Origin of the sequence: Actinomadura formosensis (assembly GCF_050948385.1) — a bacterium.
GTDB classification, from domain to species: Bacteria; Actinomycetota; Actinomycetes; order Streptosporangiales; family Streptosporangiaceae; genus Spirillospora; species Spirillospora formosensis.
Genome location: NZ_CP192011.1, coordinates 5,356,832 through 5,381,020, shown reverse-complemented (window position 1 = coordinate 5,381,020; position 24,189 = coordinate 5,356,832). Strand labels below are relative to the sequence as shown.

The following is a 24,189-nucleotide window of genomic DNA, read 5'->3' as shown; positions in this document are numbered from 1 at the left end:
ATCGCTGGCGAATCCGAGCAGCCGATCGCGGCGGGCGCGCGTTCGGCGGTCGTTGCCGATCTCCGGTCATGTCGCCTTCCCCTTCTTGTCCAGTCGTGACCAACGGTCACCATAAGCATGACAAAATGTGTCGGCGTGGAGAAGGTGAGAGCATCAGCGGGGCAACAGGTCTGGGAGTCGCAGAGCATGTGGTCGCAGGCGGCCGACGCGGCCAAGCGGACGATCGCCAGGGCCCGGATGGCCGGTTTGCTCCTGGGGATCGCCGCCGCGGGGTTATCCACGGCCGGTGTTCAGGCCATGACATGGAATGCGGCCGTCGGCAGGTCCCTGGTGTTCTTGGGCGCAGCCTCGGCCGGCCTCGCGCCTTTGGCCGCGGCCCGTTCAGGCCCGACGTCACTGCAGAACTGGACCAGACTGCGGTCGGTCAGCGAGGCGCTGAAGAGCGAACTCTACATGTACCTGGCTTGTGTCGGCGTCTACCGCACAGCGGACGCGGCACGGGCGCTGCTGGACCGCGCCGACCGTATCGTCATGGACGCGGCTGATCTGACGTATCTCACGACTGCCTTCATACCCGTGGCGCGTCCGATTCCGGCGGTCTCCGATGTGGACTCCTACGCAACGGTCCGCCTGGCCGGGCAGATTCACGACTATTACCGGCCGCGTGCGGACCTCATGCGCCGGCGGACGATCCTCATGCGCCGCATCGAGTTCACCCTTGCCGCCGCGGCGGCGACGCTGGGTGCGGCGGGGGCGGCCTTCGGTGCGGAACGGGCCTCCGCCTGGGTTCCGACGCTCACCACGATGGTCGCCGCCGTCACCGCCCATGCGGCGGCCTCTCGCTACGCCTATCAGGAAATCGAGTTTTCCCGCACCGCCGCGGAGTTGGACAGCCTGCTGGCACGGTATAAAACCGAATGTGAATCCGAGGCGGAGGCCGATGATGCCTTCGTCGGCAATTGCGAGGACGTGATTTCGGCGCAGAATGAAGGGTGGATGGCGAAATGGTCGGCAGCATAGGCTCTGCGCTGCCACCGCCGCGCGGCCGGGTTCACGGGCGTCCTGGCGCTCGCCGGGGGAGGCCGCCGGTGCCGAGGACGTGACTCACCCCGCGCCATAGCCGCCACCGCCCGGCGTCTCGATGACGAAGACGTCTCCGGTGCCGACGGGCAGCGAGTCACAGCCCTTCATCGGCGTCACGGTCCCGCCGGTGCGTTCCACCCACTGCCGCCCCACCGCGCCGGGCCGGCCGCCCGCCATCCCGTACGGCGGGACGCGCCGGTGGCTGCTCAGCGTGGTCACCGTCATCGGTTCGAGGAACCGGATGCGCCGCCGGCCGCCATCGCCCCCGCGCCAGCGTCCCGCTCCGCCGCTGCCGCGGCGGATCTCATGGCTTTCCACAAGGACGGGGTAACGCCACTCCAGCACCTCGGGGTCGGTGAGCCGGGAGTTGGTCATGTGGGTCTGGACGGCATCGGCGCCGTTGAAGCCGTCCCCGGCGCCGGAGCCACTGGCCACCGTCTCGTAGTACTGGTGGCGCTCGTTGCCGAACGTGACGTTGTTCATCGTGCCGGAGCCCTCCGCCATCACTCCCAGCGCGGCGTACAGCGCGCCGGTCACGGCCTGTGAGGTCTCGACGTTGCCCGCGGCCACGGCCGCCGGATACTCCGGCGAGAGCATCGTGCCCGGCGGGATCGTGACGTGGATCGGGGTGAGGCAGCCGGCGTTCAGCGGGATGCCCTCGGCCACCAGCGTGCGGAACACGTACAGCACCGCCGCCATCGCCACCGACGACGGCGCGTTGAAGTTGCCGGCCGACTGGGGGGAGGTGCCGGTGAAGTCGATCTCCGCCGTCCGGGCGCGGCGGTCGACGCGGACCGCGACCGCGATCACCGCCCCGCTGTCGAGTTCGTAGGTGCAGGACCCGTCGCGCAGCGCGGTGATCACCCGGCGGACCGCCTCCTCGGCGTTGTTCTGGACGTGACGCATGTAGGCGTGCACGACGTCCAGGCCGAAGTGACGGACCATGTCGCGCAGTTCGCGCACGCCCTTCTCGTTGGCGGCGATCTGGGCGCGCAGGTCGGCGAGGTTGTCGAGCGGGTCGCGGGACGGGTGGACCGCCGAGCGCAGCAGCTCGACGGTCTCGGCCTCCCGCATCCTGCCGCCCTCGACGAGGAGCCAGTTGTCGATCAGGACGCCTTCCTCCTCCACCCTCGTGCTGAAGGCGGGCATGGACCCCGGTGTGATGCCGCCGATCTCGGCGTGGTGGCTCCGGGACGCGACGAAGAAGGAGATCTCGGCGTGCTCGCCCCGGGCCGGCGCGGACTCCACGTCCCCGACGAAGACCGGGGTGACCACGGTGACGTCGGGCAGGTGGGTACCGCCGTGGTAGGGGTCGTTGAGCACGTACACCTCGCCCGGCCGCATGCCCCCGGCGGTTCGCCGCCGCCTGATGAGCTCCTTGATGGACGCCCCCATCGAGCCGAGATGCACGGGGATGTGCGGCGCGTTGGCGATGAGGTTGCCGCCCGCGTCGAAGATCGCGCAGGAGAAGTCCAGCCGCTCCTTGATGTTGACCGAGTGCGCCGTGCTCTGCAGCCGGACGCCCATCTGCTCGGCGATGGACATGAACAGGTTGTTGAAGATCTCCAGCATGACGGGGTCGGCGTCGGTGCCGATGGCGTGCCCGCCGGACCGGGCCGCCACCCGGGTGAGAAGCAGATGGCCGAGGTCGTTCACCGCCGCTCGCCAGCCCGGATCGACGATGGTCGTGGCGTTGGCCTCCACGATGATCGCCGGGCCCGTCACCATGTCGCCGGGCCGCAGCCGTTCCCGCCGGTGGAGGCTGACATCGCGCCATGCGCCGTCGACGTGCATCCGGACGCGCGCCGCCTCGGGCGCCCCTCGGCGGCCGCCCGGGACCGGCGTCTCGGCCGCCCGGTCGATGTCGCCCACGGCCTCGACCGACACGGCCTCCACGACGATCTGCCTGTCCCGCATGAGAAAGGAGAAACGCCGCCGGTAGATCTCCTCGAACTCGGCGACCATCGCCTCCACGGCGTCGACCCGGACCAGCAGGGCGGTGTCGGTACCCGCGTAGCGCAGGTGAGCACGGTGCAGGACGCGCTTTGTGCTCGTCCCCTCGTCCCGCAGCTCATCGCGTGCGTCACGCTCCAGCCTCTGCAGTATCGCGCTCAGTTCGGGCAGCACTTCCTCGTTCAGTGGCGCCTCCACCGCGGCCTCCCGCATGGCCGTGACGTCGGCCAGCCCCATGCCGTACGCCGACAGCACCCCCGCCAGCGGATGGATCAGCACCTGACGCATGCCGAGGGCGTCGGCGACCGCGCAGGCGTGCTGGCCGCCGGCACCGCCGAAGGTGGCCAGCGCGTATTCGGTGACGTCGTAACCGCGCTGGACGGAGATCTTCTTGATCGCGCCGGCCATGCCGGCCACCGCGATCTCCAGGAATCCGGCCGCGACGTCCTCGGGCGGACGGCCGTCGCCGATCTCGGCCGCCAGGGCGGCGAAGCGGTCCCTGACGACGCCGGCGTCGAGGGCTTGATCGCCCGTCGGGCCGAAGACGTGCGGGAAGTGCTCGGGCCGGATCCGCCCCAGCATCACGTTGGCGTCGGTGACGGTGAGCGGACCGCCGCGGCGGTAGCAGGCCGGACCGGGATCGGCACCGGCGGAGTCGGGGCCCACCTGGTACCGGCCGCCGTCGAAGCGCAGCACCGATCCGCCGCCGGCCGCGATCGTGTGGATGCTCAGCATCGGCGCCCGCATCCGCACCCCCGCCACCTGGGTCTCGTACTGGCGCTCGAACTCGCCGGCGAAATGCGAGACATCGGTGGACGTGCCGCCCATGTCGAAACCGATGACCCGCTGGAAGCCCGCGGCGGCTGACGTGCGCGCCATTCCCACGATGCCTCCCGCAGGGCCGGACAGGATCGAGTCCTTGCCCCGGAAGCCGTGCGCCTCGGTGAGCCCGCCGTTGGACTGCATGAACATCATCGGCACGCCGTCCAGCTCAGTGGACACCTGGTCGACGTACCGGTCCAAGATGGGCGAGAGGTAGGCGTCGACGACGGTGGTGTCGCCGCGCGAGACCAGCTTCATCAGCGGGCTCGTCGCATGCGACTCCGAGATCTGGGTGAAGCCGATCCTCCGCGCGATCTTCCCGATGGCGACCTCGTGGCGGGAGTGGCGATAGCCGTGCATGGACACGATGGCGACCGAACGGAAGCCGTCGTCGTAGGCCGCGCGCAGATCACGTGCGACCGCGTCCTCGTCCAAAGGGACGAGGACCCGTCCGTGCGCGTCGATGCGCTCTCTCGCCTCGATCACCCGCGTGTACAGAAGTTCGGGCAGCACGATCTCCCGGGCGAAGATGCGCGGCCGGTTCTGATAGGCGATCCGCAGTGCGTCGCGGAAACCTTCGCTGATGACCAGCACGGTCGGTTCGCCCGTCCGTTCGAGCAGGGCGTTCGTCGCCACCGTCGTACCGAGCCGCACGCCCGTGATCTGCTCCGTCGGGATACGTTCACCGGGCGAGACCCCGAGGAGGTGCCTGATCCCGGCGACGGCCGCGTCCTGATAGCGCTCCCTGTCCTGCGAGAGGAGCTTGTGGGTGACGAGTACGCCGTCCGGCCGCCGGCCCACCACATCGGTGAACGTGCCGCCACGATCGATCCAGAACTCCCAGCCGGACGAGGGCGGCGCGACAGGCGACCCGGGCGCACCCGAAACGGCGTCCCCGGATGGAGACGGGCTGAGCGCGTCGTCAAGCGCCATACTCAACGTCTACCACCCCGGCGGACGGGCGGCAGGAGACCGGCACGCGGCTTCCCGGAGACCGTCACCCTCGCGGGTGTGCGTGTGTACTGACGCGGCTGCCGGCCGATGATGGTCCGGTTCCGCCTCGCTTGCGCGACCCTTACCGTGCCCGGCCATATTGGGCCGGTTCGCTCCCCGGTCCGCCCGGCCGTGTGACACTCAGATCGTGACCGATCATTCCGCCGGGAACACCGGAAACACCCCGCAGGACGGGCCGTCCGATCGGATCCGATCCGATCGACCGCACTCGGCTCGGGTCTGGGGATATCTGCTGGGCGGCAAGGAGAACTACCCCGCCGACCGCCAGGTCGGCGACATGATCCAGGAGATGTTCCCCGACATCGCGCTGCTGGCGCGCGTGCAGCGCTACTTCCTGGCCCGCGCGGTGCGCTTCCTGGCCGGCGAAGCAGGGATTCGGCAATTCCTCGACATCGGGGCCGGGCTGCCCACCGTCGACAACACCCACGAAGTCGCCCAGCGCGTGGCACCCGAATGCCGGATCGTCTACGTCGACAACGACCCCCTCGTCCTGGTGCACGCCCAAGCCTTGCTGACCAGCACCCCCGAGGGCGCCTGCGACTACATCGACGCCGACGTCCGCGACCCGGAACTGATCCTGAGGAAGGCGGCCAAGGCCCTGGACTTCACCCGGCCGATCGCGCTCACCCTGCTGGGCATCATGGGCCAGATTCCCGACTCCGACGACCCGTGGGGAATCGTGGAACATCTGCTGGACGCGCTCCCGGCCGGCAGCTACCTGGCCCTCAGCGACGGCACCAACACCAATGCGACGCTGAACCACGCCATCGAGACCTACAACGCCAACTCCGCAAGCTCCTACCATCTGCGCAGCCCCGACCAGATAGCCCGATTCTTCGACAGGCTGGAACCGGTGGAACCCGGCGTGGTCCCCACCTCCATGTGGCGGCCGGACCTGCCCGATATCGGCGACACACCGGCGAACGTGGATTCCATGTGCGGAGTCGGCCACAAACCGGCCTGACATACAGGACAAGGCACGGCAGCACGGCCGCCGATGAGCACCCTCGTCAGGATTGCAAGCGCTGCGTCCAGGCAAGTGGCTTTCTCATACACCATCTACCTGGGCGTGGCCTCCGTCCCGAGAAGGGATGTGCGGGCTTCGGGCGATAGAGAGCGTGACCACCCTCTATGCCTCCGGAAGGGTCCTGCATGGCCATCCCTCCAACGCCGCAGGTCAAGCCATGACGGGCGCACCCTCCGGGGTCGACACGTCAACGCAGCCGGAAGAACCATCGGACGCCGACGTCATCGCCGCGGCATGCCGTAATCCCGAACGGTTCGCGATCCTCTTCGACCGTCACTATGGGGAGATACACCGCTACGTCGACAGGCGGCTCGGAGCGGATGCCGCGGACGACATAGCCGCGGAGACCTTTCTGATCGCGTTCCGCCGTCGTGGAGTGTTCGACACCGCGCGTGTCTCCGCGCGGCCCTGGCTCTATGGCATCGCGACGCGGTTGATCAGCCGTCACCGTCGTGACGAACTGCGCCGTTACCGTGCGCTGGCTCGCATGCACACCGATGACGTCGTGGAGAGCCACGAGAACAGCGTCGCCGGCGCGGTGACGGCGGAGAGTTCGGGGTTAGGCCCGGTACTGGCCCGGCTGAAACATGGCGACCGTGACGTCCTGCTGCTGGTGGCCTTGGCCGAACTCAGTTACCCCGAGGTCGCCGAAGCCCTCGGAATCGCCTACGGCACGGTCTGCTCTCGGCTGAGCCGCGCCCGCAAGCAGGTCCGTGCGGCATTGCGCGCCGCCGGCCACATCGATGAGGGGGACGACCGTGGATGACCTGGCCTTCGTCAAGCGGATGCACCCCACCGAGCGGCCACCGTCCCCCCGGACCACCGGTGCCGCTCGGCGCCGCCTGCTGGAAGAGACCGCCAGAGCCCGGTCCCGGCGGAGCCGCCGCCCTTCGCCGCTACCGCGATCGGCGCGCATGACGACCTTTGTCGCGGGAGCCACCGCATGCGCACTGGCCGCCGGATTGTGGACGGCCTACAAGTGGGAGACCCGGCCGCTCTACCGTCCCGAACCCCTGGCCGGACAGAGCGGCCCCGCCTCCAGGTTCCTTCTGGCGGCTGCGGACGCAAGAACCCGGCACGCCTCTGACGGACGGCTGTGGTACGTGCACCGGGTCGTGGGCGAAACGGTCCTGGCGTCGTCCAAGCTGCGCCCTGGCGTCCACTACACCGTGCAGATCACCCAGGACGCCTACTCCGTCGGCGCCAAGTCCGCCAAGGACTTCGGGAAACTTCCCGGCTACGGCCCAAAAGACCAGACCGGTGTGCACTGGAATGGCGACGAGGTCACCGTCCACCCGGCAACCCGCGCCGACAGGGCGGCCTGGACCGCGGACCTCCAGCCCGGCGCACAAGAACTCGGCCTCCAGGAACCGGACGAGGAACGAGGCCCCTTCAAACAGGAGGGAGCCGAACTGGACTTCACCCTCGACGACGCCTTCAACCTGCCCGCCGACCCGCCGAAGCTGCGCGCCTGGATTTTGAACTACGCCACGAAGTTCGACCACAAGCGCTTGCGCGATCCGGACCTCTACCTGTTCACGAACGCCCCCATCCTCCTGGTCGACCGACTCGTGAACGATCGGGTGCGGATCGCGACCTACCGGATCCTCGCCGGTGTGAAAGGGGTGCGGATGATCACTGCCACCGACGCCTCGGGACACCCCGGCAAGGGCGTCGCCATGCGACAGACCACACGCGACTACGGCACGATCGAGTGGCAGTTGCTCATCGATCCCGACACCGGCAGGCTCACCGCCAGCCAGGGCATCGTGGTCACCCCCGGACACAAGAACGCGAACCTGCGCCCGGGGACCCGGCAGTTCTTCGAGGTCGTCAAGAAGGCCGAATGGACCAACGCACCCACCGCCAGCCTGCTGCCGAGGTCGCTGACCGACCCGAACTGGGGTCCCCCAGTCAATTAATACTCAGGCGGTCGACTAGAAGTGATAGATCTTCGCCCCTGTGGACCTTGTGCAGCGATGCTGGGGGCTGTCCAGTTAAGGGCACCACTCCGTGTCAAGCGGCGGTGAGCAGTGAGGTATCCGTGTCGCGGATCATGGTTCGGCAGACGACGTCGCACAGGCATCGTTTCAGGCTGCGCAGGGGCTTCCGTGTGGCTCTTGCCTTCGGTGCTTTGCGCCGGTAGAAGTCGCGGTCTGGCGGCGGATCTGGGTGATGGCCATGATGTGCAGCGCGACGCCCAGGACGGACTGCGGGCGCACTCCGCGCGGGGCCTTGGCTGCGATGTCATCGGTCAGCTTGTGTGGCAGTCCGGCAAGGGACGAGCTTGGTGCGCGGACGTGAAGCTCAACCTGGGACTGCGGTGCCGAGATGGCCGAACACGCCGCGATCACCCTCAGGGCCGGCCTGCCGGGTGATGCGTCCACCCGCACTCGCGGGGGAGTGCGGCACCAACGAGAAACCAACCGCCGGTCTGTTGCCGGGAGAAGGATTCTCTTGATTCGAGGTTCACTGCCCCGCAGGGCGTTGAAGGTTCATTGAGGTGACCTGATCCGAAGCGTCGGGAACGTCGTATCCGAGGCTGCGTACGACTCGTGTCGTGTCGTTAATGGTTGCCTGGTCCGCCGAATCGCCGCGGATCAGAGTCTGGAGTCTGATGGGCGGACCAGGTGCGACGAGGGTGGGGACGAAAGAGGGCTGCTCTTTCCATCGCCGTTCGCGGGAGTTCCAGGTGAAGGTGAACCGGGCGACGAGCCCTTCGTGGGTGGCTTGGGCGTTCGCGGTCGGATTGGCGACCTGGTTGCCCATTCCGTAGGCGACCCACTTGCCGTTGATCTGCTCGAAAGGCTGAACGACGTGTACGTGGTCGCCGAGGATCAGGTCGACATTGCGGGAGCGTAGCAGCGTTGCTGCCAGGTGCCGCTGCTCGGGTGTGGCTTCGTGCTGGTATTCCTGGCCCCAATGGAGGCTGACTATCACGACGTCGGCACCGGATCCCTTGGCGCTGCCCGCGTCTGCGAGGATCCTGTGGGGGTTCAGCCCGTCGTTCACGAGCCAGGGTTTTCCAGGGGGCTCCGGTATGCCGTTGGTGCCGTATGTGTAGGAAAGATGTGCGATCTTGACCCCTTTGACGTCCAGGATGTTGATCTTCTTCGCCTCTTCCGCGCCGCGGGCCGTGCCGGCATGCCTGATGCCCGCCTTGTCCAGGGTGTCGAGCGTGCGGCGCACGCCCGGTTCCCCCTGGTCGATGGAGTGGTTGGAGGCGGTGGAGCAGGTGTCGTAGCCGAGCCCGCGGATCGCGTCCACGATCTGTGGTGGTGAGTTGAACACCGGGTAGCCGAGGAAGGGGCCCGATCGTGAGGCCAACGGCGTCTCGATGTGGCAGACCCCCAGATCCGCTTGGCTGATCACGGGCTTGAGTTGGGCGAGCATCGGCATGAAGTTGTACCCGCCCTGTCTTTTGGTGCGCGCGTCGGAGGCCGCCTGATCGATCAGTACTCGGTGCAGAAGAAAATCGCCGGTCGCCGCGACGGTAAATCGATCCGTTTTGTGGCCGTCCGTTTTAGCTGCCCGCTGCAGGCTCGCGGAATGGTGGTCATCGTCGTCGCAGCCGGTCACTGTGGCGAGCCCGAGCGCGCCGATCAACAGGGCGCTTGTCGCGAGCCTGCCCATGGTGGGCCGTTGCCCGTTCGGGAGTTTTGGAATTGATGCCGAAGTTCGCATAGTTGCTTTATTGACATCTCATGCCACTTGAAACAGTAATTTACTGGAAGGTTGATCATCGTTGATAATGCTTTTGTTGGTATTGTGTAGAGCGAATACCGAAGGTGCATATCGCCGGTACGGTGACGCGCGCATCGGTTCGGAGGGGCTGACGGCGCGCATCTTCTGGGCGGTCGTGTCTGTTGGGTTCTGGGTCTTTTGTGCCGGGCTAAACGGGGTTATGAGTACGGGTGCCGATGATTCGGTGGTAGCCCTGACGTGGAAATGGGGTGCTCGGGTGCCGTTCCTGCTGGTCTGACACGACTCGGCGGCGGCTCGCGAGCTTTCATCGTCGGCTGTGAACCTTGAGGGGAGAGCCGGATGCGACAGTGCGGCCAGTGATCCGCCACTGTGCGCGTCCCCGGTTCGGGATTGAGGTGTTCCGGGTCCGATCCGGTGTCCACCCACCTCGGCCTTCTACGCTCCGCTGTGTGCCCCGTGGCTACCCGAGGGCCCGCGTTTCGTCGTCGCCGCCACGTGCGGTCTCGGCTGTCGACTCGGTGGTGTCCGGCATGGTACCGCTGCGGCAATGAGTGTGATTTGTGCCGTAATCTGCCTATGTGTCGGTCAGTCTTGCCAAGCTGCTGAACAATCGGGACCTCTCGCTCAGGCTGTGCAACGGAAGCCCGGACGTGGAAGTGGACTGGGCCGACATCAGCGAGCAGGAGGACCCCACGCCGTTCCTCGAACCGGGCACCATGTTGCTGACGACCGGGCTGAGCCTCCCCCCGGGGGGGACCGGGCGCTGGGCGGGCTATGCCGAGCGGATCACGCGGGCGGGCGTTCCGGCGCTGGGGTTCGGGGTCGGGCTCACGCACGGCCGTGTGCCCGAGGAACTCCTGGCCGCGGCCGGACGGCACGGCCTGACCGTGGTGGAGGTGCCCCCGGACACGCGGTTCAGCAGCGTGGTGCGCGCCGTGGCCGACGGCCTCACGTATGACGAGAGGTCCCAGCAGAATCTGGCGTTGGCGCGGCACCGGGCGCTGTTGCGCGCGGCCGCGACGCCGCCGGCCCATCGCTCGCTGGTCGTCGTGCTGGCCGAGCAGCTGAACGCCTGGGTGCTGCTGCTGTCACGGAACGGCGATCTGCTCGCCGGCGCCCCGGACAATGCCCGGCGGCACACCGAGCGGGTCCGGCTCGCGGTGGAACGCCAGCGTTCGTGGCGCGCGGCGGCGTTCGACATCGGTGACGCACAGGTGACGGTGCTCCCGGTCGGGCGAGCCGAGCGGCCCTCCGGGGTGCTCGCGGTCGGCAGGTCGGCCCCGTGCAGCGCCCACGAGCGCGGGGTGATCGATGCGGCGGTCGCGCTGCTCGGCCTGGACGTCGCCCGTGCCGCCGACCTCCTGGACAGCGAGCGGCGAGAGCGGGCCGCCGTGCTCGGACTCGTTCTCGCGGGGCAGTACGAGCTGGCCGAACGGGTGGCCGCCCAGCTGGGTCTTCCGCTGCCCGAGGAGCCGGTCCGGCTCGCGGTGCTCACGACCGAGCCGGAACTGCGCGGTGACCTGCTGGAGGTGCTGGAGAACAATCGCAGCCTGCAGATCGTTTCGGCGCTGGTCGCGGGAGATCCCCGGGGACGCGTCGTGGCGGTGGTGCCCACCGTGGAGGGGGACATCGGCGTGCTGCAGTCGGCGCTGAGCTCGGTGGGCGGGAGCCGCGGCGCCGTCAGCGACCCGCTCTCCATAGCGGAGATCCCCCGGGTGTGGCCGCGGATCGCGGCGCTCGCCGACACGCTGCCCCCCGCGGCCGTGCACCGGCTGCTGACGGTCGGCGACGTGGCCGCTCTGGGGCTCCTCGCGCACGTCGACCCGGGGACCGCGCGCGCCTGGGCGAGCGCGCTGCTGGCGCCGCTGGCGGCTGCGGAGTCGTGCCGCATCGACCTGCTCGGCACCGTACGGACCTATCTCGCCCACAACGGGCACGCGGAGGCGGCGGCAGCCGCGCTCGGGATTCACCGCCGCACGCTGGGATACCGGCTCGAACGCGCCGAGGCACTGCTCGGCAGGCGGTTCTCCGACCCGGGGCTGCGGGCGGAGCTGTGGACGGCGTTGACGATCATCGATAGCGGCACCGGTGACTGACGGCGGACGCGGCCTACGGAGAGCGACGGTGCGCCAGTCCGCGAAATGCGCAGACGACGGGTCGGCACTGCGCGGATCGCGCATTCTGATCAGGGTTTTCCCACCCTCAGTCTTGGGCGATCGGGGTACCGCAAGTACCGACCCGGGAGGCCCGCATGACCGTGACGTCCCAGCCCGCGGAACTCGACCTGTCCTTCGAGGATGATCCGCGCGTCGTCAAGGAGGCGGCGACCGAGGACTATTCGACCCACGTCGTCCCACGCTCGTGGCGGGCGGGACGCTGGTCGCTGGCCATGGCATGGTGGGCGCTGTTCTCCGCCATGTTCTGGCTGTACGTCGCCGTGGCCTCGGCCGACGCGGTCGGTGCGCCCGCGACGATCGCCGGGATGGTCCTGTCGACGGCGACGTACGGGGCCGTCAACCTCGTCCTGTCCCGCTACGCCGCCCGCACCGGACTGACCGTGGCGCTTCTGTCGCGCCGGCTGTTCGGAACGCTCGGTGCGGCCCTGGCGCCGCTCATCTTCGCCGCCACCGCGCTGTACTACGGGGTCTTCGAGGGCTCGATCGTCGCCGTGACCTTCCAGCAGTACTTCGGCGGAAACCTCAAGCTCTGGTACCTGTTCGCCGTGCTCTACGCGCTTCCGCTGGTGATCGGCGGAGTGCGCGCCTGGCTGGACAAGCTCAACGGCGTCCTGCTTCCCTTCTACGTCCTCGGCCTGATCGCGGTCGTCATCGCCGCGACCGTCAAGCAGGGGTATCCGACCGACTGGCTGCACTCGGCCGCGGCGCACGGTTCGCTGCCGGGATGGCTGACGTCGTACCTGATCTACATGGGCGTGTGGATCATGATGATGTACACGATCGACTATGCCCGGCTGGGCCGCGTCGAGGACGCCCGCTTCCACGGCACGGTCACCTTCGGGTGGGTCTTCTACGCCTTCACCTTCGGCGTCAACGGGCTGATCGGCATCTACCTGCTGCGCGCCTGGAACATCAGCGGGTCGGAGACCGGTGTGGTCGAGGCCGTCATCAAGTCCCTGGGGTTCTTCGGCGTTCTGCTGATCTTCGTCTCGCAGACCCGCATCAACACGGCGAACTACTACCTGGCCTCGACGAACCTGGAGTCGTTCGCCGCCCGGGTGTTCCGGCTGCGGCTGCCCCGCGCCGTGTGGGTGGCCGTGGCCGGCTGCATCGCGTACCTGCTCATGCTCACGGACGTGCTCAGCTACCTGCTGCGGGCGCTGGCCTGGCAGGGCGTCTTCGTGACCGCCTGGGTCGCGATCGCGCTCGTGCACATCGCGGTGCGCGGCGCGGACCGCGACGGCCTGCCGGAGTTCCGCCCCGGGCGGCTGGCCCCGCTGTCCGCCGGTGCGGGCGCCTGGCTGGCGGCCTCGGCGGCCGGTATCGCGCTGACCGAGCAGAAGGCCGATCCCACACTGGCGCAACTGGCGCCCCTGATCACCGTGGCCCTTGCCGCGGTGCTGTACTACGCGGCGCTCAAACTGGCACCCAGCGCCCTGCGGGTCCGCGGCGACGACCCCCGCGACGAGGTCGAGGACGTCTGGGAGGCCCGCATCGCCTGCCACGTCTGTGACCGGTCCTACGTCGCCGTCGAGATGGACCGGGACCCGAGCGCGGCCGGTGCCGCCATCTGCTCCGCCTGCGCCGCCGAATCACCGGAGTTGGCCCGCGCCGTGAGCGCGGAACGCTGAGAGGCTCATCAATGAATGCGATCATCACGGCTCGCCCGGCCAGCGGCGACCGGCCCGCCATCACGTGGCGCGCCGCCGGAGACCGCTACGTCCTCATCGAGTACGGGGAGATGAAGCTCGACCTGGAGCTGAACTTCTTCGTCACGTCGATGGCGGCGCACCTGGCCGCCTCGCCGATCAAGGGACTGGTCGAGGCGGCCCCGGGGTTCCGCTCCCTCCTGCTGCAGTACGATCCGGCGACCATCGGCCGCGGCGACCTCGTCGACGCGGTGGAGGAGGTCCACGACGCGCAGCAGTCCGTGCGATCGCTGGTGATCCCCAGCCGGCTGATCACGCTGCCGATCGCCTTCGACGACTCCGAGGGCCGCGAGGCGGTGCGCCGCTACCGGACCACCATCCGGCAGGACGCCCCGAACATCCGCGACAATTCCAATATCGACTACATCGTCGACTACAACGGGCTGCCCGATCGGGAGGCGCTGTACGCCACCGTGACCGGGACCGAGTGGTGGAACGCCTACACCGGCTTCTTCCCCGGCCTTCCCTTCATGTTCCCCCTCGATCCGCGCAACGCCATCACCGTGCCGAAGTACAACCCGACGCGGACCTGGACCGCCGAGGGAGCGGTCGGCATCGGCGGGCCGTGCGTGGCGATCTACCCCGTCGAGGCGCCCGGCGGATACCAGCTGTTCGGCCGCACGCTGACGGTCTATGACGTCCTGGCACGGCACGGCGTCTTCCAGGACGACCCGATCCTCATCCGTCCCGGAGACCGGGTGCGCTTCGAGCGGGTGAGCGAGGAGGAACTGCTCGACCTCCGCACGGACGTGCTGGAGAACAGATACGAGTACGCGATCGAGGACGATCCCTTCTCGGTCGCGGGCTACCTCGCGGAGACCTCGGCCATGCAGGCCGAGGCCGAGAGGCTGCGCATCGCCCGCGAGGCCGCCGCGGAGAAGGTGGAGGTGCCGTAATGTCCGACCGACACGCGCTTTTCGATGTGGTCTCGCCGGGCCTGCAGACATCGGTGCAGGACTACCCGGGACGCCTCGGCCTGCAGTCCAAGGGCTTCTTTCCCGCCGGGCCGGTCGACCATCTCGCGTTCCGCATCGCCAACGCCCTCGTCGGCAACGACCCGGGTGCCGCGGGGCTGGAGATCCCCATGGGCCGGTTGCGCCTGCGCGTCCTCGCCGACACCTCCGTCGCGGTGACCGGGGCCGAGGGCTCGGGCATCACCCTCAACGGCGCGCCCCTCCCGATGTGGGAGACCGTGCGCGTCGTGTCCGGGGACGAGATCGCCTGCTCCATCATCAAGGGTCCCGGCTTCCGGCTCTACCTCGCCGTCGCGGGCGGCATCGACGTTCCGGTGGTGATGCACTCGCGGGCCACCTACACCATGGGCGGCATCGGCGGCGTCGAGGGCCGGGCGCTCTCCAAGGGGGACGTCCTGCACGGATGGAAGGCCGCGGCGCCGCCGCGGCTGCGGGTTCCGATGGCGCTGCGGCCGCCGCTCGTCAACGACTGGGAGATCGAGGTGATGCGGGGCCCGCACGCCGACCCGGACTACCTGACCGAGCAGGACTGGAAGGACTTCGTCGGCCGCCAGTGGAAGGTCGATCTCAACTCCAACCGCGTCGGCACCCGGCTGGAAAGCCACCGGTTCGGATGGGCGCGCGCATCCGGCGGCGTGGCCGGCGGCCACCCGTCCAACGTCCTCGACGGCAGCTACCCGCTCGGCGGGATCAACACCAATGGAGACGTCCCCGTCATCCTCGGCCCCGACGGTCCGACCGCGGGCGGGTTCACCGTGATCGGCACCGTCGTCCACGCGGGCCTGTGGAAGGTGGGGCAGTTGCGGCCCGGCCGCGACACCATCCGGTTCCGGGAGGTCTCCCTCGATGAGGCGCTCGCCCTCGCCGGACGCACCGACTACACCACGAACCCGCACCACTTCGAGGAGCTGTGATGCCGCGGATCGACGTCAACTGCGACATGGGGGAGAGCTTCGGCCGCTGGAGGCTGGGCGACGACCTCGGGATGATGCCGCACGTCTCGTCGGTGAACATCGCCACCGGCTATCACGCCGGCGACCCCGCGACGATGCGGCGTACCGTCGAGGGCGCCGTGGAGCACGGCCTGGCCATCGGGGCGCACATCGCCTTTCCGGACCTGATGGGGTTCGGCCGGCGGCGGATGACCATCCCACCGGACGACGTCGAGGACTACTGCCTCTACCAGATCGGCGCCCTGGACGCGTTCGTCCGCGCGTCGGGCGGCCGCCTGGCGCATGTCAAGCCGCATGGCGCGCTGTACGTCATGGCGTCCGAAGACCCGGCCCTGGCCGCGGCGGTCGCCCGGGCCATCGCCAAGGTCGACGCGGGGCTGCCCCTCATGCTGCTGCACGGCGACACCGCCGGCGCGGTGGCGGCGGAGGGCGTGCGCCTGGTCCCCGAGGGTTTTCCCGACCTGCACTACGACGGCGCCGGAAAGCTCATCATCGAGCCGGTGAAACTCGCCTGGGACCCGGAGCTCGTCGCCGACCGCGCGGTCCGGATGGTCCTGGAGCGCAAGGTCGCCGCGAAGGACGGCACCGACCTCGAGGTCGATGCCCTGTCGCTCTGCCTGCACGGGGACGCTCCCAACGGCCCCGAGATCGCCAGAGCCGTGCGGCGGGCGCTCGACGACAGCGGGATCGACGTCGTCCCCCTGGCCGACATGCTCGTGACCCAGGACGAGGGGGAGCGCCGGTCATGATCGAGTCGCTGCTCGTCGCCAACCGGGGAGAGATCGCGCGGCGCGTCATCGCGACGGCCCGGCGGCTGGGCGTCCGGACCGTCGCCGTGCACAGCGATGTCGACGCGGAGCTGCCTTTCGTACGGGAGGCCGACGAGGCGGTGCCGCTCGGACCGGCCGCCCCCGCCGAGTCGTACCGTAACGCCGAGAAGATCCTGGCCGCCGCCGAGAGCACCGGCGCGCGCGCCATTCACCCCGGTTACGGCTTCCTGTCCGAGAACGCCGACTTCGCGCGCCGCGTGCACGCCGCCGGGCTGACCTGGGTCGGACCCGACCCGGACGTCATCGACCTGATGGGCGACAAGATCAGGGCCCGGAACGCCGCCGCCGCGGCCGGCATGCCCGTCGCGCCCGGCACCACCGAGCCGGTGGCCGACGAGGCCGCCGCGGTCTCGGCCGCGGCCGGCATCGGGTACCCGATCATGGTCAAGGCCGCGGCCGGAGGCGGCGGGATGGGTCTTGCCGTGGCCACCACCGAGGAGGAACTGCGCAAGCACGTCAGGACCGTGCGCGGCTTCGCCGAGCGCATGTTCGGCGACGCCGGCATCCTGCTGGAGCGCTACTACCCCGAGGCGCGGCACGTCGAGGTGCAGCTTCTGGGGCTCGCCGACGGCACCGTGACGGCGCTGGGCGAACGCAACTGCTCGGTCCAGCGGCGCAACCAGAAGCTCGTCGAGGAGACCCCCGCGCACGGCCTCGACCCGGGCCTGCGCGAGCGCATGATCGCCGCGGCGATCCAGGTCGGCAAGGCCGTCGGCTACCGCAGCGCCGGCACCGTCGAGTGCCTGGTCCACGGCGAGCCGGGCGAGCAGGACTACGTCTTCCTCGAAATGAACACCCGGTTGCAGGTCGAGCATCCCGTCACCGAGGCGGTCTGGGGCCTCGACCTGGTCGAACAGCAGTTGCGCATCGCGTCCGGCCTGCCGCCGTCCGTGGACCTCGCCGCGCTGCGGCCGAGGGGGCATGCCGTGGAGTTCCGGGTGAACGCCGAGGACCCGATCCGTTTCCTGCCCGGCCCCGGTTCGATCACTGAATGGAACGAGCCGGCCGGGGAAGGAGTCCGGATCGACGCGGGCTATGCCCATGGAACGACGGTCACCCCGTCATACGACTCGCTCATGGCCAAGCTGATCGTGCACGCCGACACCCGCGAGGCGGCCCTGGCCCGGGCCCGTGCCGCGCTGGAGTCGTTCACGATCAGCGGCCCCAAGCACAACCTGCCCTTCCACGGCGAACTTCTCGATGAGCCGTCGTTCGCCGCCGGCACGTACACGACCGCGGTGCTCACGCGCATGCGCGCGGCGCGCGGCCCTGAGCCCGTCAGCTGAAGGAGACCCCCCATGGCCCAGCAGATCGTCGCCGAACTCGCCGCCAACGTCTGGAAGGTCCTGGTCGCGGAGGGAAGCCCCGTCGCCGCCGGGGACACCCTCGTGATCTTGGAGTCCATGAAGATGGAGATCCCGGTCGAGGCGGAGACCGCCGGCACCGTCAGCAAGCTCGCCGTCAGCGAAGGCGGCGTCCTCCAAGAGGGCGACCTGATCGCCGAGATCTCCTGAGAACGACCCGATGACCAGAACGGAAGTACGACCATGACCGCCACCACTGTCTCGCTGCGGCGCCCGGGTGTCCTCGCCGACCGCGTGCCCGGCTCCATCGTCCGCGACGCGATCCTCATCGCGGCCGGCGCGGGATTCACCGGCCTGGCCGCCCAGGTGTCGATCCACACCCCGCTCAGCCCGGTGCCCTTCACCCTCCAGACGCTCGCGGTGCTCGTCACCGGGGCCGCGCTCGGGACGGTTCGAGGAGCGGCGGCCATGCTCCTCTACCTCGTCGCCGGCGCGGCCGGCGTGCCGTGGTACGCCGGTCACACGCATGGCCTCGGTGGTCCCACGTTCGGCTACATCGTGGCATTCGTCCTTGCCGCGGCGCTCGTCGGAGAACTCGCCCGCCGCGGCAACGACCGCAGGGCGCTCAGCACCGTCGGTCTCATGGCGGCGGGCAACGCGTTGATCTACCTGATCGGCACGGTCTGGCTCGCCCTGTCCCTCGGCCTCGGCGCCGAAAAGGCCATCGCGGCCGGCGTCACCCCGTTCCTGCTGACCGACGGACTCAAGATCGCCATCGCCGCCGGCATGCTCCCCCTCGCCTGGCGCTGGACCGGCACCGGCCAGTCCCGGCACTGACCGTGACGGCCGCGTCAGACCTGCGGCCCGTCTCATGAGCGTCCCGGCCGTCACGGTGTCGCGCCGGTTCATTCCGCCCTCCTACGATGTCCGACAGGCTCGACTCGCCCGACTCGCGGCCGGCGCCCATCCGGCTCGATGAGGCCGGATGGGCTCGCGGCGACCGGGGCGCGGGAACCGGTCGGGAGAGGAAGGAATGTCCGAGCTCTATCCGGAGATCGACCCCCACGAACACGGCATGCTGGATGTCGGCGACGGGCAGCTCGTCTACTGGGAGGTGTGCGGGAACCCGGACGGCAAACCGGCCGTCGTGCTCCACGGCGGTCCCGGTTCCGGGTGCACGCCCGCATGGCGCCGGTATTTCGATCCCGGCGCCTACCGCATCGTGCTGTTCGACCAGCGCGGGTGCGGCCGCAGCACGCCCCACGCCGGCGCCCCGGTCATCGATCTGAGCACCAACACCACCGCCCATCTGATCGCGGACATCGAGGTCCTGCGGCGCCACCTGGACGTTGCGGAGTGGCTGGTGCTCGGCGGGTCCTGGGGCGCCACCCTCGGGTTCGCCTACGCCGAACGGCACCCGGAGCGGGTCGGCGAGCTGGTCCTGTTCGCCGTCACCAACACACGGCGCCGCGAAGTGGAGTGGATCACCCGCGACGTCGGCCGGCTCTTCCCCGCCGAGTGGGCACGGTTCCGCGACGGTGTTCCGGCCGCCGATCGGGACGGCGGCCTCGCCGACGCCTACGGCCGGCTGCTGCACGATCCCGATCCCGCCGTGCGCGAGAAGGCCGCGCGTGACTGGTGCGCGTGGGAGGACGCGCACGTCGCCGTGCGGCCCGGCCGGCACGCTGCCGGCCTGCGGGCGGAGGATCATTCCCGCGGTCTCGCCGCCTCGGTGACCAGGCCGAGCTGGGCGTACAGCGCGGGATCGCTGGACGCGCGCACGATGAGCCTGGGCCGGAGCAGTTCGGGTTCGACGGGCTCTCCGGCCAGCAGGCGGGCGAGCATCTGGATGCCTCGCCGCCCCATCTCGTGCATGGGCGAACGGATCGTCGTGAGCGGGAGCGGCAGCTCCGCCGCCAGCGGGGTGTCGTTGAAGCCGACGATCGCGACGTCCGAGCCGGCTCGGATGCCGCGGTCGCGCAGCGCGCCGATCGTTCCGATGGCGGCGAAGTCGTTCACCGCGAAGATCGCCGAAGGGCGCGCGCCGTCGTCCAGCAGCCGCTCGGCGGCGGCGTGGCCGCCGGCCGCGTCGAAGGGCGAGTGCACGATCCGCCGGCCCGGCACATCGATTCCGGCCTCGCGGTAGCGGTCGACGAACCCGTTGGTGCGGTCCTGGCCGGTGCTGGCGTACGGCTCGCCCGCGATGACCGCGACGTTGTCGTGGCCGAGGGCGAGGAGGTGCTCGGCGACCAGGCGTCCCCCGAGGTAGTCGTCGCAGGTGACCGAGGGGTGCTTGCCGGCTCGCCGGTTGACGAGCACGAACGGGACGCCCCGGCCGGCGACCTCGTCGAGGAAATGCGAGTCGGCGTGGGCGTCACCGAAGATCATGCCGTCGACGCGGCGGCCGATGACCATCCTCGTCCGGGCGCGCTGCGCCTCGGGCGCGTCACCGGTGTTGGTGACGAACGTCGACAGGCCCTGCTCGGCGGCGGCCTCCTCGATCCCTTCGTAGATCGTTGCCAGGACGATGTCGGACAGCCGGGGGACCAGCACGCCGACGAGGTTGCTGCGCCGGGTGCGGAGGCTGGTGGCGTGCGGGTTCGGCTGGTAGCCGAGTTCGTCCGCGAGCCGGCGGATGCGCTCGACGGTGGCGGGCGAGGCCGCGCGTCCGCTTTCGCCGCGCTTGGCGTTGAGGACGCGCGAGACCGTCGACACGTGCAGCCCGAGCTGGTCCGCGATGCTCTGCAGCGTGACCGGCCGCGTACCTTCCGTACCCACTGTTCGCCCGGCCTCCGGCAGTTCGTGCCCGTGGCCAGCGGTGTTTCCGCAGGACCCGGGCAAGTGATGTAGCGCGATCGTAACAGTCATTCCTTGACAGCCCCGACGTTGTGGACGATGCTACCCAAACGATTGGCCCAAACGTTTGGGTTTAATCTTTCGGCAGGTAGGCACGTCCTTTCGTGCACAGGCGGAACGTTCAGAGGAGGCGTGGATGAGCAGAGTCGTCGTCCTGTCCACGGGCGGCACGATCGCCACACGCCATGACGCCCACGGGACCGCGCGGGCCACCGACCAGGCGAGCGCGCTGTTCCGGCGGCTGCCCGGCGACCCGGGCGTGCCGCTGGAGCCGAGGGACGTGTTCTGCGTCAACAGCTACCTGCTGACCCCGGCGGACATGCGGCAGATCGCGGAGGCCGCGCACGACGCCCTCACCGACGAGAGCGTGCTCGGCGTCGTCGTCACACACGGCACGGACACCCTGGAGGAGACGGCGTACTTCCTGGACCTGTTCCACGCCGATCCGCGCCCCATCGTGTTCACCGGCGCCCAGCGCCCGGCCGACGCCCCCGACACCGACGGCCCCCGCAACCTGGCCGACGCGATCACGGTGGCGCGTTCCGCCGAGAGCCGCGATCTCGGTGTCCTGATCGCCTTCGACGGCCGGGTCTACGCCGCCCGGGGCACCCGCAAGACGCACACGGTCGCGTCCGCGGCGTTCTCTGCGCCCGACGGCGGCGCGCTGGGCCAGGTGAGCGAGGGCGACGTCGCCATCACCGCGACCCCCGTCCGGCACAAGCCGATGGATCTGAGCGCGTTCCGCCTGGACGGCGCGCGCACCGACATCGTGGCCTGCTATCCCGGGGCCGACACGTCGGCGTTGAGCGCGGTCGTGGACGCGGGCGCCCGCGCCGTGGTCCTGGAGGCCACCGGGGCCGGCAACGCCAACCCCGGCATCGTCGAGGAGGTCGCCCGGCTCACCGCGGCGGGCATCGTCGTGGCGCTGTCCACACGCGTCCACGCGGGGCGGACCGCGGCCCTGTACGGCAACGGCGGCGGCGTCGACCTGGTCGCGGCCGGCGCCGTGCCGACCGGAACACTGCGCCCCTCCCAGGCTCGGATGCTGCTGATCGCGCTGCTCGGCCGTTACGGGGACCCGGCCCGGGTCCGGGCCGAGTTGCGGGCCCGGACCGGCGCCGTACGCGCATTCGCCGGCACGCCGTCCGAGGATCACGACCGGCCGGGGGCGCCGTCCGGCGCGTCCGAAGGCGCGCCCTACCGGGGCCACGCCCCGTCCCCACCGGAAGACCGAGCCGGGTCGCACGACGGGCCCGGATGACCGGAGAGAAATCCCGAAGGAAGGACCAGCATCATGCCCAAAGAGATTTTCGTCGCATTCGGCGTTGACGTGGACGCGGTCGCGGGCTGGCTCGGCTCGTACGGCGGCGAGGACTCCCCGTGCGACATTTCCCGGGGGATGTTCGCCGGAGAGGTCGGCACCCCGCGGCTGCTCCGCCTGTTCGGCAAGTACGACCTGCGCACCACCTGGTTCGTCCCGGGCCACTCCATCGAGACGTTCCCGGACCAGACGCGCATGATCGTCGATGGCGGTCACGAGGTCGGCGTGCACGGCTACTCGCACGAGAACCCGATCGCGATGACACGGGAGCAGGAGAGCGCCGTCCTGGACCGCAGCATCGATCTGATCGAGAGGGTCGCCGGACGCCGGCCCACCGGATACGTCGCCCCGTGGTGGGAGTTCTCCCGCGTCACCAACGAACTGCTGCTGGAGCGGGGGATCGCCTACGACCACTCGCTCATGCACAACGACTTCACGCCGTACTACGTCCGGGTGGGCGACAGCTGGACGAAGATCGACTACTCGCGTCCGGCCGAGGAGTGGATGAAGCCGCTGGTGCGCGGCGAGGAGACCGATCTGGTCGAGATCCCGGCCAACTGGTACCTCGACGACCTGCCCCCGATGATGTTCATCAAGGCGAGCCCCAACAGCCACGGCTTCGTCAGCCCGCGTGACCTGGAGACGCTCTGGCGCGACCAGTTCGACTGGGTCTACCGCGAGATGGACTACGCCGCCTTCACCATGACCATCCACCCCGACGTCTCCGGGCGTCCGCAGACGCTGCTCATGCTCGAACGCCTCATCGAACACATCAACGGCCACGACGGCGTCCGCTGGGCGACGTTCGACGAGATCGCCGGCGACTTCAAGGCCCGTACCCCACGGGCCTGATCCGTCCGGTCCGCGCCCGGCCGCCGGCCGGGCGCGGCACATCCGGTTCGCGGCCACCCCGCGCCCGGAAACGGCAGAACCCGACAGGCGGACCGCGTCGGCGGGTCCCCGGCCACACCCGGCCGGAGCCATCCCCTCCCTCTCCGCAACTCAGAGCCGCACCCCCAGAGCCGCAACGGAGCGGCGCACCCGTCCCACCCCGTTTCATGAGAAGGGTCCTCCTGTCATGACCGCAGTCTCACCCGATGTGACCGGGGGCGGTGCCACCCGGCAACTGCCCCGTGTCGGAAAGCGCGACACACGGAAGGCGACGGTGATCGCCTTCTTCGCGTGGGTCTTCGCCGTCTACGACTTCATCCTGTTCGGCACGCTGCTGCCCGAGATGACCAAACAGTTCCACTGGAGCGAGCAGCGCGCCTCGCTGATCTCCACGCTGATCTCCGTCGGCACCGCCGTGGTGGTCCTCGTCATCGGCCCGCTGGTCGACCGCATGGGCCGCCGGAAGGGCATGATCCTCACCGTCTCCGGAACGGCGCTGGCCTCGGCCGCCACGGCCGGGACCGTCAACGCCGGCTACCTGGTCGGCGTCCGCTCGCTCGGCGGCGTCGGCCTGTCCGAGCAGGCGGTGAACACCACCTACCTCAACGAGGTCTTCGCCGTCACCGAGGACGAGGCCATCAAGAAGCGCCGCGGCTTCGTCTACAGCCTGGTGCAGGGCGGCTGGCCGCTCGGCACGCTGCTGGCCGCCGCGTTCGTCGCGATCTTCCTGCCGATCGTCGGCTGGCGCGGCTGCTTCCTGCTGGCCACCTTCCCGGCCATCGTGATCGCCCTGCTCCGGCGGACCCTGAAGGAGAGCCCGCAGTTCGAGCTGGAGCAGAAGCTGCGGACCCTGCGCAAGGAGGGCAAGAGCGACGAGGCGCGGCAGCTCGCCGCCGAGTACGGCGTCGACCACTCTGACAGCGCCCCGCTGGCGGACATCTTCCGTGGCAGCGCGCTGCGCAACACCATCGTGCTGAGCATCGCGTGGTTCATCAACTGGTTCGGCATCCAGGTGTTCAGCGTGCTGGGCACCACGATCCTGACCAAGGGCAAGCACATCGGCTTCGCCAACTCGCTGCTGCTGTTCATCATCATCAACGCCGTCGGCTACTGCGGCTACCTGTTCCACGGCTGGGCCGGCGACAAGATCGGCCGGCGGAACGTGATCGCCTTCGGCTGGATCCTGTCCGGCATCATGTTCGCCCTGATGCTGACCGCCGCGCACGGCACCTTCGCGGTCGTCGCCATGTACTCGCTCGGGATGTTCTTCCTGATCGGCCCGTACTCGGCGATGCTGTTCTACATGGGCGAGTGCTACAGCACCCGCTGCCGCGCCACCGGGGCGTCCTTCATCAACGCCTTCAGCCAGCCGGGCGCCATCGCGGCCGGCGCGATCATCACCGCGATGCTCGCCGCCGGTTCGAACTGGGGCCACTCCGCCCTCATCGTCGGCGCGATCGGCACGATCGTCTCCGGCTTCGTGATGTTCGCCGCGCGCAAGGTGGACACGGTCGAGGGCTGAGCGCCCCGCCGGATCGCAGCCGAGCGCCTTCCACCAGTGCCGCCCCGG

General features: G+C 69.6%; 18 protein-coding genes and 1 pseudogene. 16 read left to right on the top strand and 3 right to left on the bottom strand.

The genetic code is table 11. From position 1 onward, the window contains the following. Nucleotides 1-135: 135 nt before the first annotated feature. Entirely contained in the window at nucleotides 136-1,020 is an 885-nt protein-coding gene (locus ACQP1N_RS25300) for a DUF4231 domain-containing protein (protein ID WP_433227043.1), read from the top strand. 84 nt (nucleotides 1,021-1,104) lie between these two features. Here ACQP1N_RS25300 and ACQP1N_RS25295 read toward each other — a convergent pair whose 3' ends face one another. Further along, nucleotides 1,105-4,791 carry a hydantoinase B/oxoprolinase family protein gene (locus tag ACQP1N_RS25295; protein WP_433227041.1) on the bottom strand — a complete coding sequence of 1,229 codons (3,687 nt, stop codon included), beginning with the start codon at nucleotides 4,789-4,791 and terminating at the stop codon, nucleotides 1,105-1,107. Between the two features lie 208 nt (nucleotides 4,792-4,999). Here ACQP1N_RS25295 and ACQP1N_RS25290 point away from each other — a divergent pair, with 208 nt between their 5' ends. From ACQP1N_RS25290 to ACQP1N_RS25280, 3 genes are all read left to right on the top strand, one after another. Next, on the top strand, nucleotides 5,000-5,836 hold the full coding sequence (locus ACQP1N_RS25290; RefSeq protein WP_433227039.1) for an SAM-dependent methyltransferase: 837 nt from the start codon (nucleotides 5,000-5,002) through the stop codon (nucleotides 5,834-5,836). 154 nt (nucleotides 5,837-5,990) lie between these two features. Then, the gene (locus tag ACQP1N_RS25285; protein WP_433227037.1) at nucleotides 5,991-6,665 is read left to right on the top strand and encodes an RNA polymerase sigma factor; all 675 of its coding nucleotides are present in this window, start codon (nucleotides 5,991-5,993) and stop codon (nucleotides 6,663-6,665) included. A 148-nt stretch (nucleotides 6,666-6,813) separates the two neighbouring features. Further along, nucleotides 6,814-7,821, top strand: coding sequence for a hypothetical protein (locus tag ACQP1N_RS25280; protein WP_433227035.1), 1,008 nt, complete (start codon nucleotides 6,814-6,816; stop codon nucleotides 7,819-7,821). Nucleotides 7,822-8,368: 547 nt separating this feature from the next. On the opposite strand, the gene ACQP1N_RS25275 is transcribed toward ACQP1N_RS25280, so the two are convergent. Further along, nucleotides 8,369-9,532: a CapA family protein gene (locus ACQP1N_RS25275; RefSeq protein ID WP_433227033.1), complete on the bottom strand. Its 1,164-nt coding sequence runs from the start codon at nucleotides 9,530-9,532 to the stop codon at nucleotides 8,369-8,371. Between the two features lie 650 nt (nucleotides 9,533-10,182). Between ACQP1N_RS25275 and ACQP1N_RS25270 the strand changes: the two genes are divergently transcribed. The 9 genes and pseudogenes from ACQP1N_RS25270 to ACQP1N_RS25230 all read left to right on the top strand — a co-directional run. Continuing rightward, on the top strand, nucleotides 10,183-11,700 hold the full coding sequence (locus ACQP1N_RS25270) for a PucR family transcriptional regulator (RefSeq protein ID WP_433227031.1): 1,518 nt from the start codon (nucleotides 10,183-10,185) through the stop codon (nucleotides 11,698-11,700). A 155-nt stretch (nucleotides 11,701-11,855) separates the two neighbouring features. Then, nucleotides 11,856-13,412 (top strand): purine-cytosine permease family protein, encoded by a 1,557-nt coding sequence (locus tag ACQP1N_RS25265; RefSeq protein WP_207394018.1) that lies wholly within the window; start codon nucleotides 11,856-11,858, stop codon nucleotides 13,410-13,412. A gap of 11 nt (nucleotides 13,413-13,423) precedes the next feature. After that, the gene (locus ACQP1N_RS25260; RefSeq protein ID WP_433227028.1) at nucleotides 13,424-14,386 is read left to right on the top strand and encodes a carboxyltransferase domain-containing protein; all 963 of its coding nucleotides are present in this window, start codon (nucleotides 13,424-13,426) and stop codon (nucleotides 14,384-14,386) included. After that, the gene (locus tag ACQP1N_RS25255; RefSeq protein ID WP_067792349.1) at nucleotides 14,386-15,378 is read left to right on the top strand and encodes a 5-oxoprolinase/urea amidolyase family protein; all 993 of its coding nucleotides are present in this window, start codon (nucleotides 14,386-14,388) and stop codon (nucleotides 15,376-15,378) included. The genes ACQP1N_RS25260 and ACQP1N_RS25255 overlap by 1 nt, the downstream gene beginning before the upstream one ends. Beyond that, nucleotides 15,378-16,166: a LamB/YcsF family protein gene (locus ACQP1N_RS25250; RefSeq protein ID WP_433227026.1), complete on the top strand. Its 789-nt coding sequence runs from the start codon at nucleotides 15,378-15,380 to the stop codon at nucleotides 16,164-16,166. Before ACQP1N_RS25255 ends, ACQP1N_RS25250 begins: the two co-directional genes overlap by 1 nt. Further along, nucleotides 16,163-17,533, top strand: coding sequence for an acetyl-CoA carboxylase biotin carboxylase subunit (locus tag ACQP1N_RS25245; RefSeq protein WP_433227024.1), 1,371 nt, complete (start codon nucleotides 16,163-16,165; stop codon nucleotides 17,531-17,533). The genes ACQP1N_RS25250 and ACQP1N_RS25245 overlap by 4 nt, the downstream gene beginning before the upstream one ends. 12 nt (nucleotides 17,534-17,545) lie before the next feature. Continuing rightward, the gene (locus ACQP1N_RS25240) at nucleotides 17,546-17,761 is read left to right on the top strand and encodes a biotin/lipoyl-binding carrier protein (protein ID WP_067792360.1); all 216 of its coding nucleotides are present in this window, start codon (nucleotides 17,546-17,548) and stop codon (nucleotides 17,759-17,761) included. A 33-nt stretch (nucleotides 17,762-17,794) separates the two neighbouring features. Continuing rightward, the gene (locus ACQP1N_RS25235; protein WP_067792363.1) at nucleotides 17,795-18,388 is read left to right on the top strand and encodes a biotin transporter BioY; all 594 of its coding nucleotides are present in this window, start codon (nucleotides 17,795-17,797) and stop codon (nucleotides 18,386-18,388) included. A 148-nt stretch (nucleotides 18,389-18,536) separates the two neighbouring features. Next, nucleotides 18,537-18,977: pseudogene (locus tag ACQP1N_RS25230) on the top strand (alpha/beta fold hydrolase); the annotation flags it as partial. Between the two features lie 281 nt (nucleotides 18,978-19,258). Here ACQP1N_RS25230 and ACQP1N_RS25225 read toward each other — a convergent pair. Beyond that, the gene (locus ACQP1N_RS25225) at nucleotides 19,259-20,329 is read right to left on the bottom strand and encodes a LacI family DNA-binding transcriptional regulator (protein WP_067792366.1); all 1,071 of its coding nucleotides are present in this window, start codon (nucleotides 20,327-20,329) and stop codon (nucleotides 19,259-19,261) included. A gap of 214 nt (nucleotides 20,330-20,543) precedes the next feature. Here ACQP1N_RS25225 and ACQP1N_RS25220 point away from each other — a divergent pair, with 214 nt between their 5' ends. From ACQP1N_RS25220 to ACQP1N_RS25210, 3 genes are all read left to right on the top strand, one after another. Further along, nucleotides 20,544-21,668, top strand: a complete 1,125-nt coding sequence (locus tag ACQP1N_RS25220) for an asparaginase (RefSeq protein WP_433227021.1) — start codon at nucleotides 20,544-20,546, stop codon at nucleotides 21,666-21,668. A 33-nt stretch (nucleotides 21,669-21,701) separates the two neighbouring features. Next, nucleotides 21,702-22,580 (top strand): polysaccharide deacetylase family protein, encoded by an 879-nt coding sequence (locus ACQP1N_RS25215; RefSeq protein ID WP_433227019.1) that lies wholly within the window; start codon nucleotides 21,702-21,704, stop codon nucleotides 22,578-22,580. 226 nt (nucleotides 22,581-22,806) lie between these two features. Further along, a complete protein-coding gene (locus ACQP1N_RS25210) occupies nucleotides 22,807-24,141 on the top strand; it encodes an MFS transporter (RefSeq protein ID WP_067792383.1) in 1,335 nt (444 codons plus the stop codon). Nucleotides 24,142-24,189 lie beyond the last annotated feature (48 nt).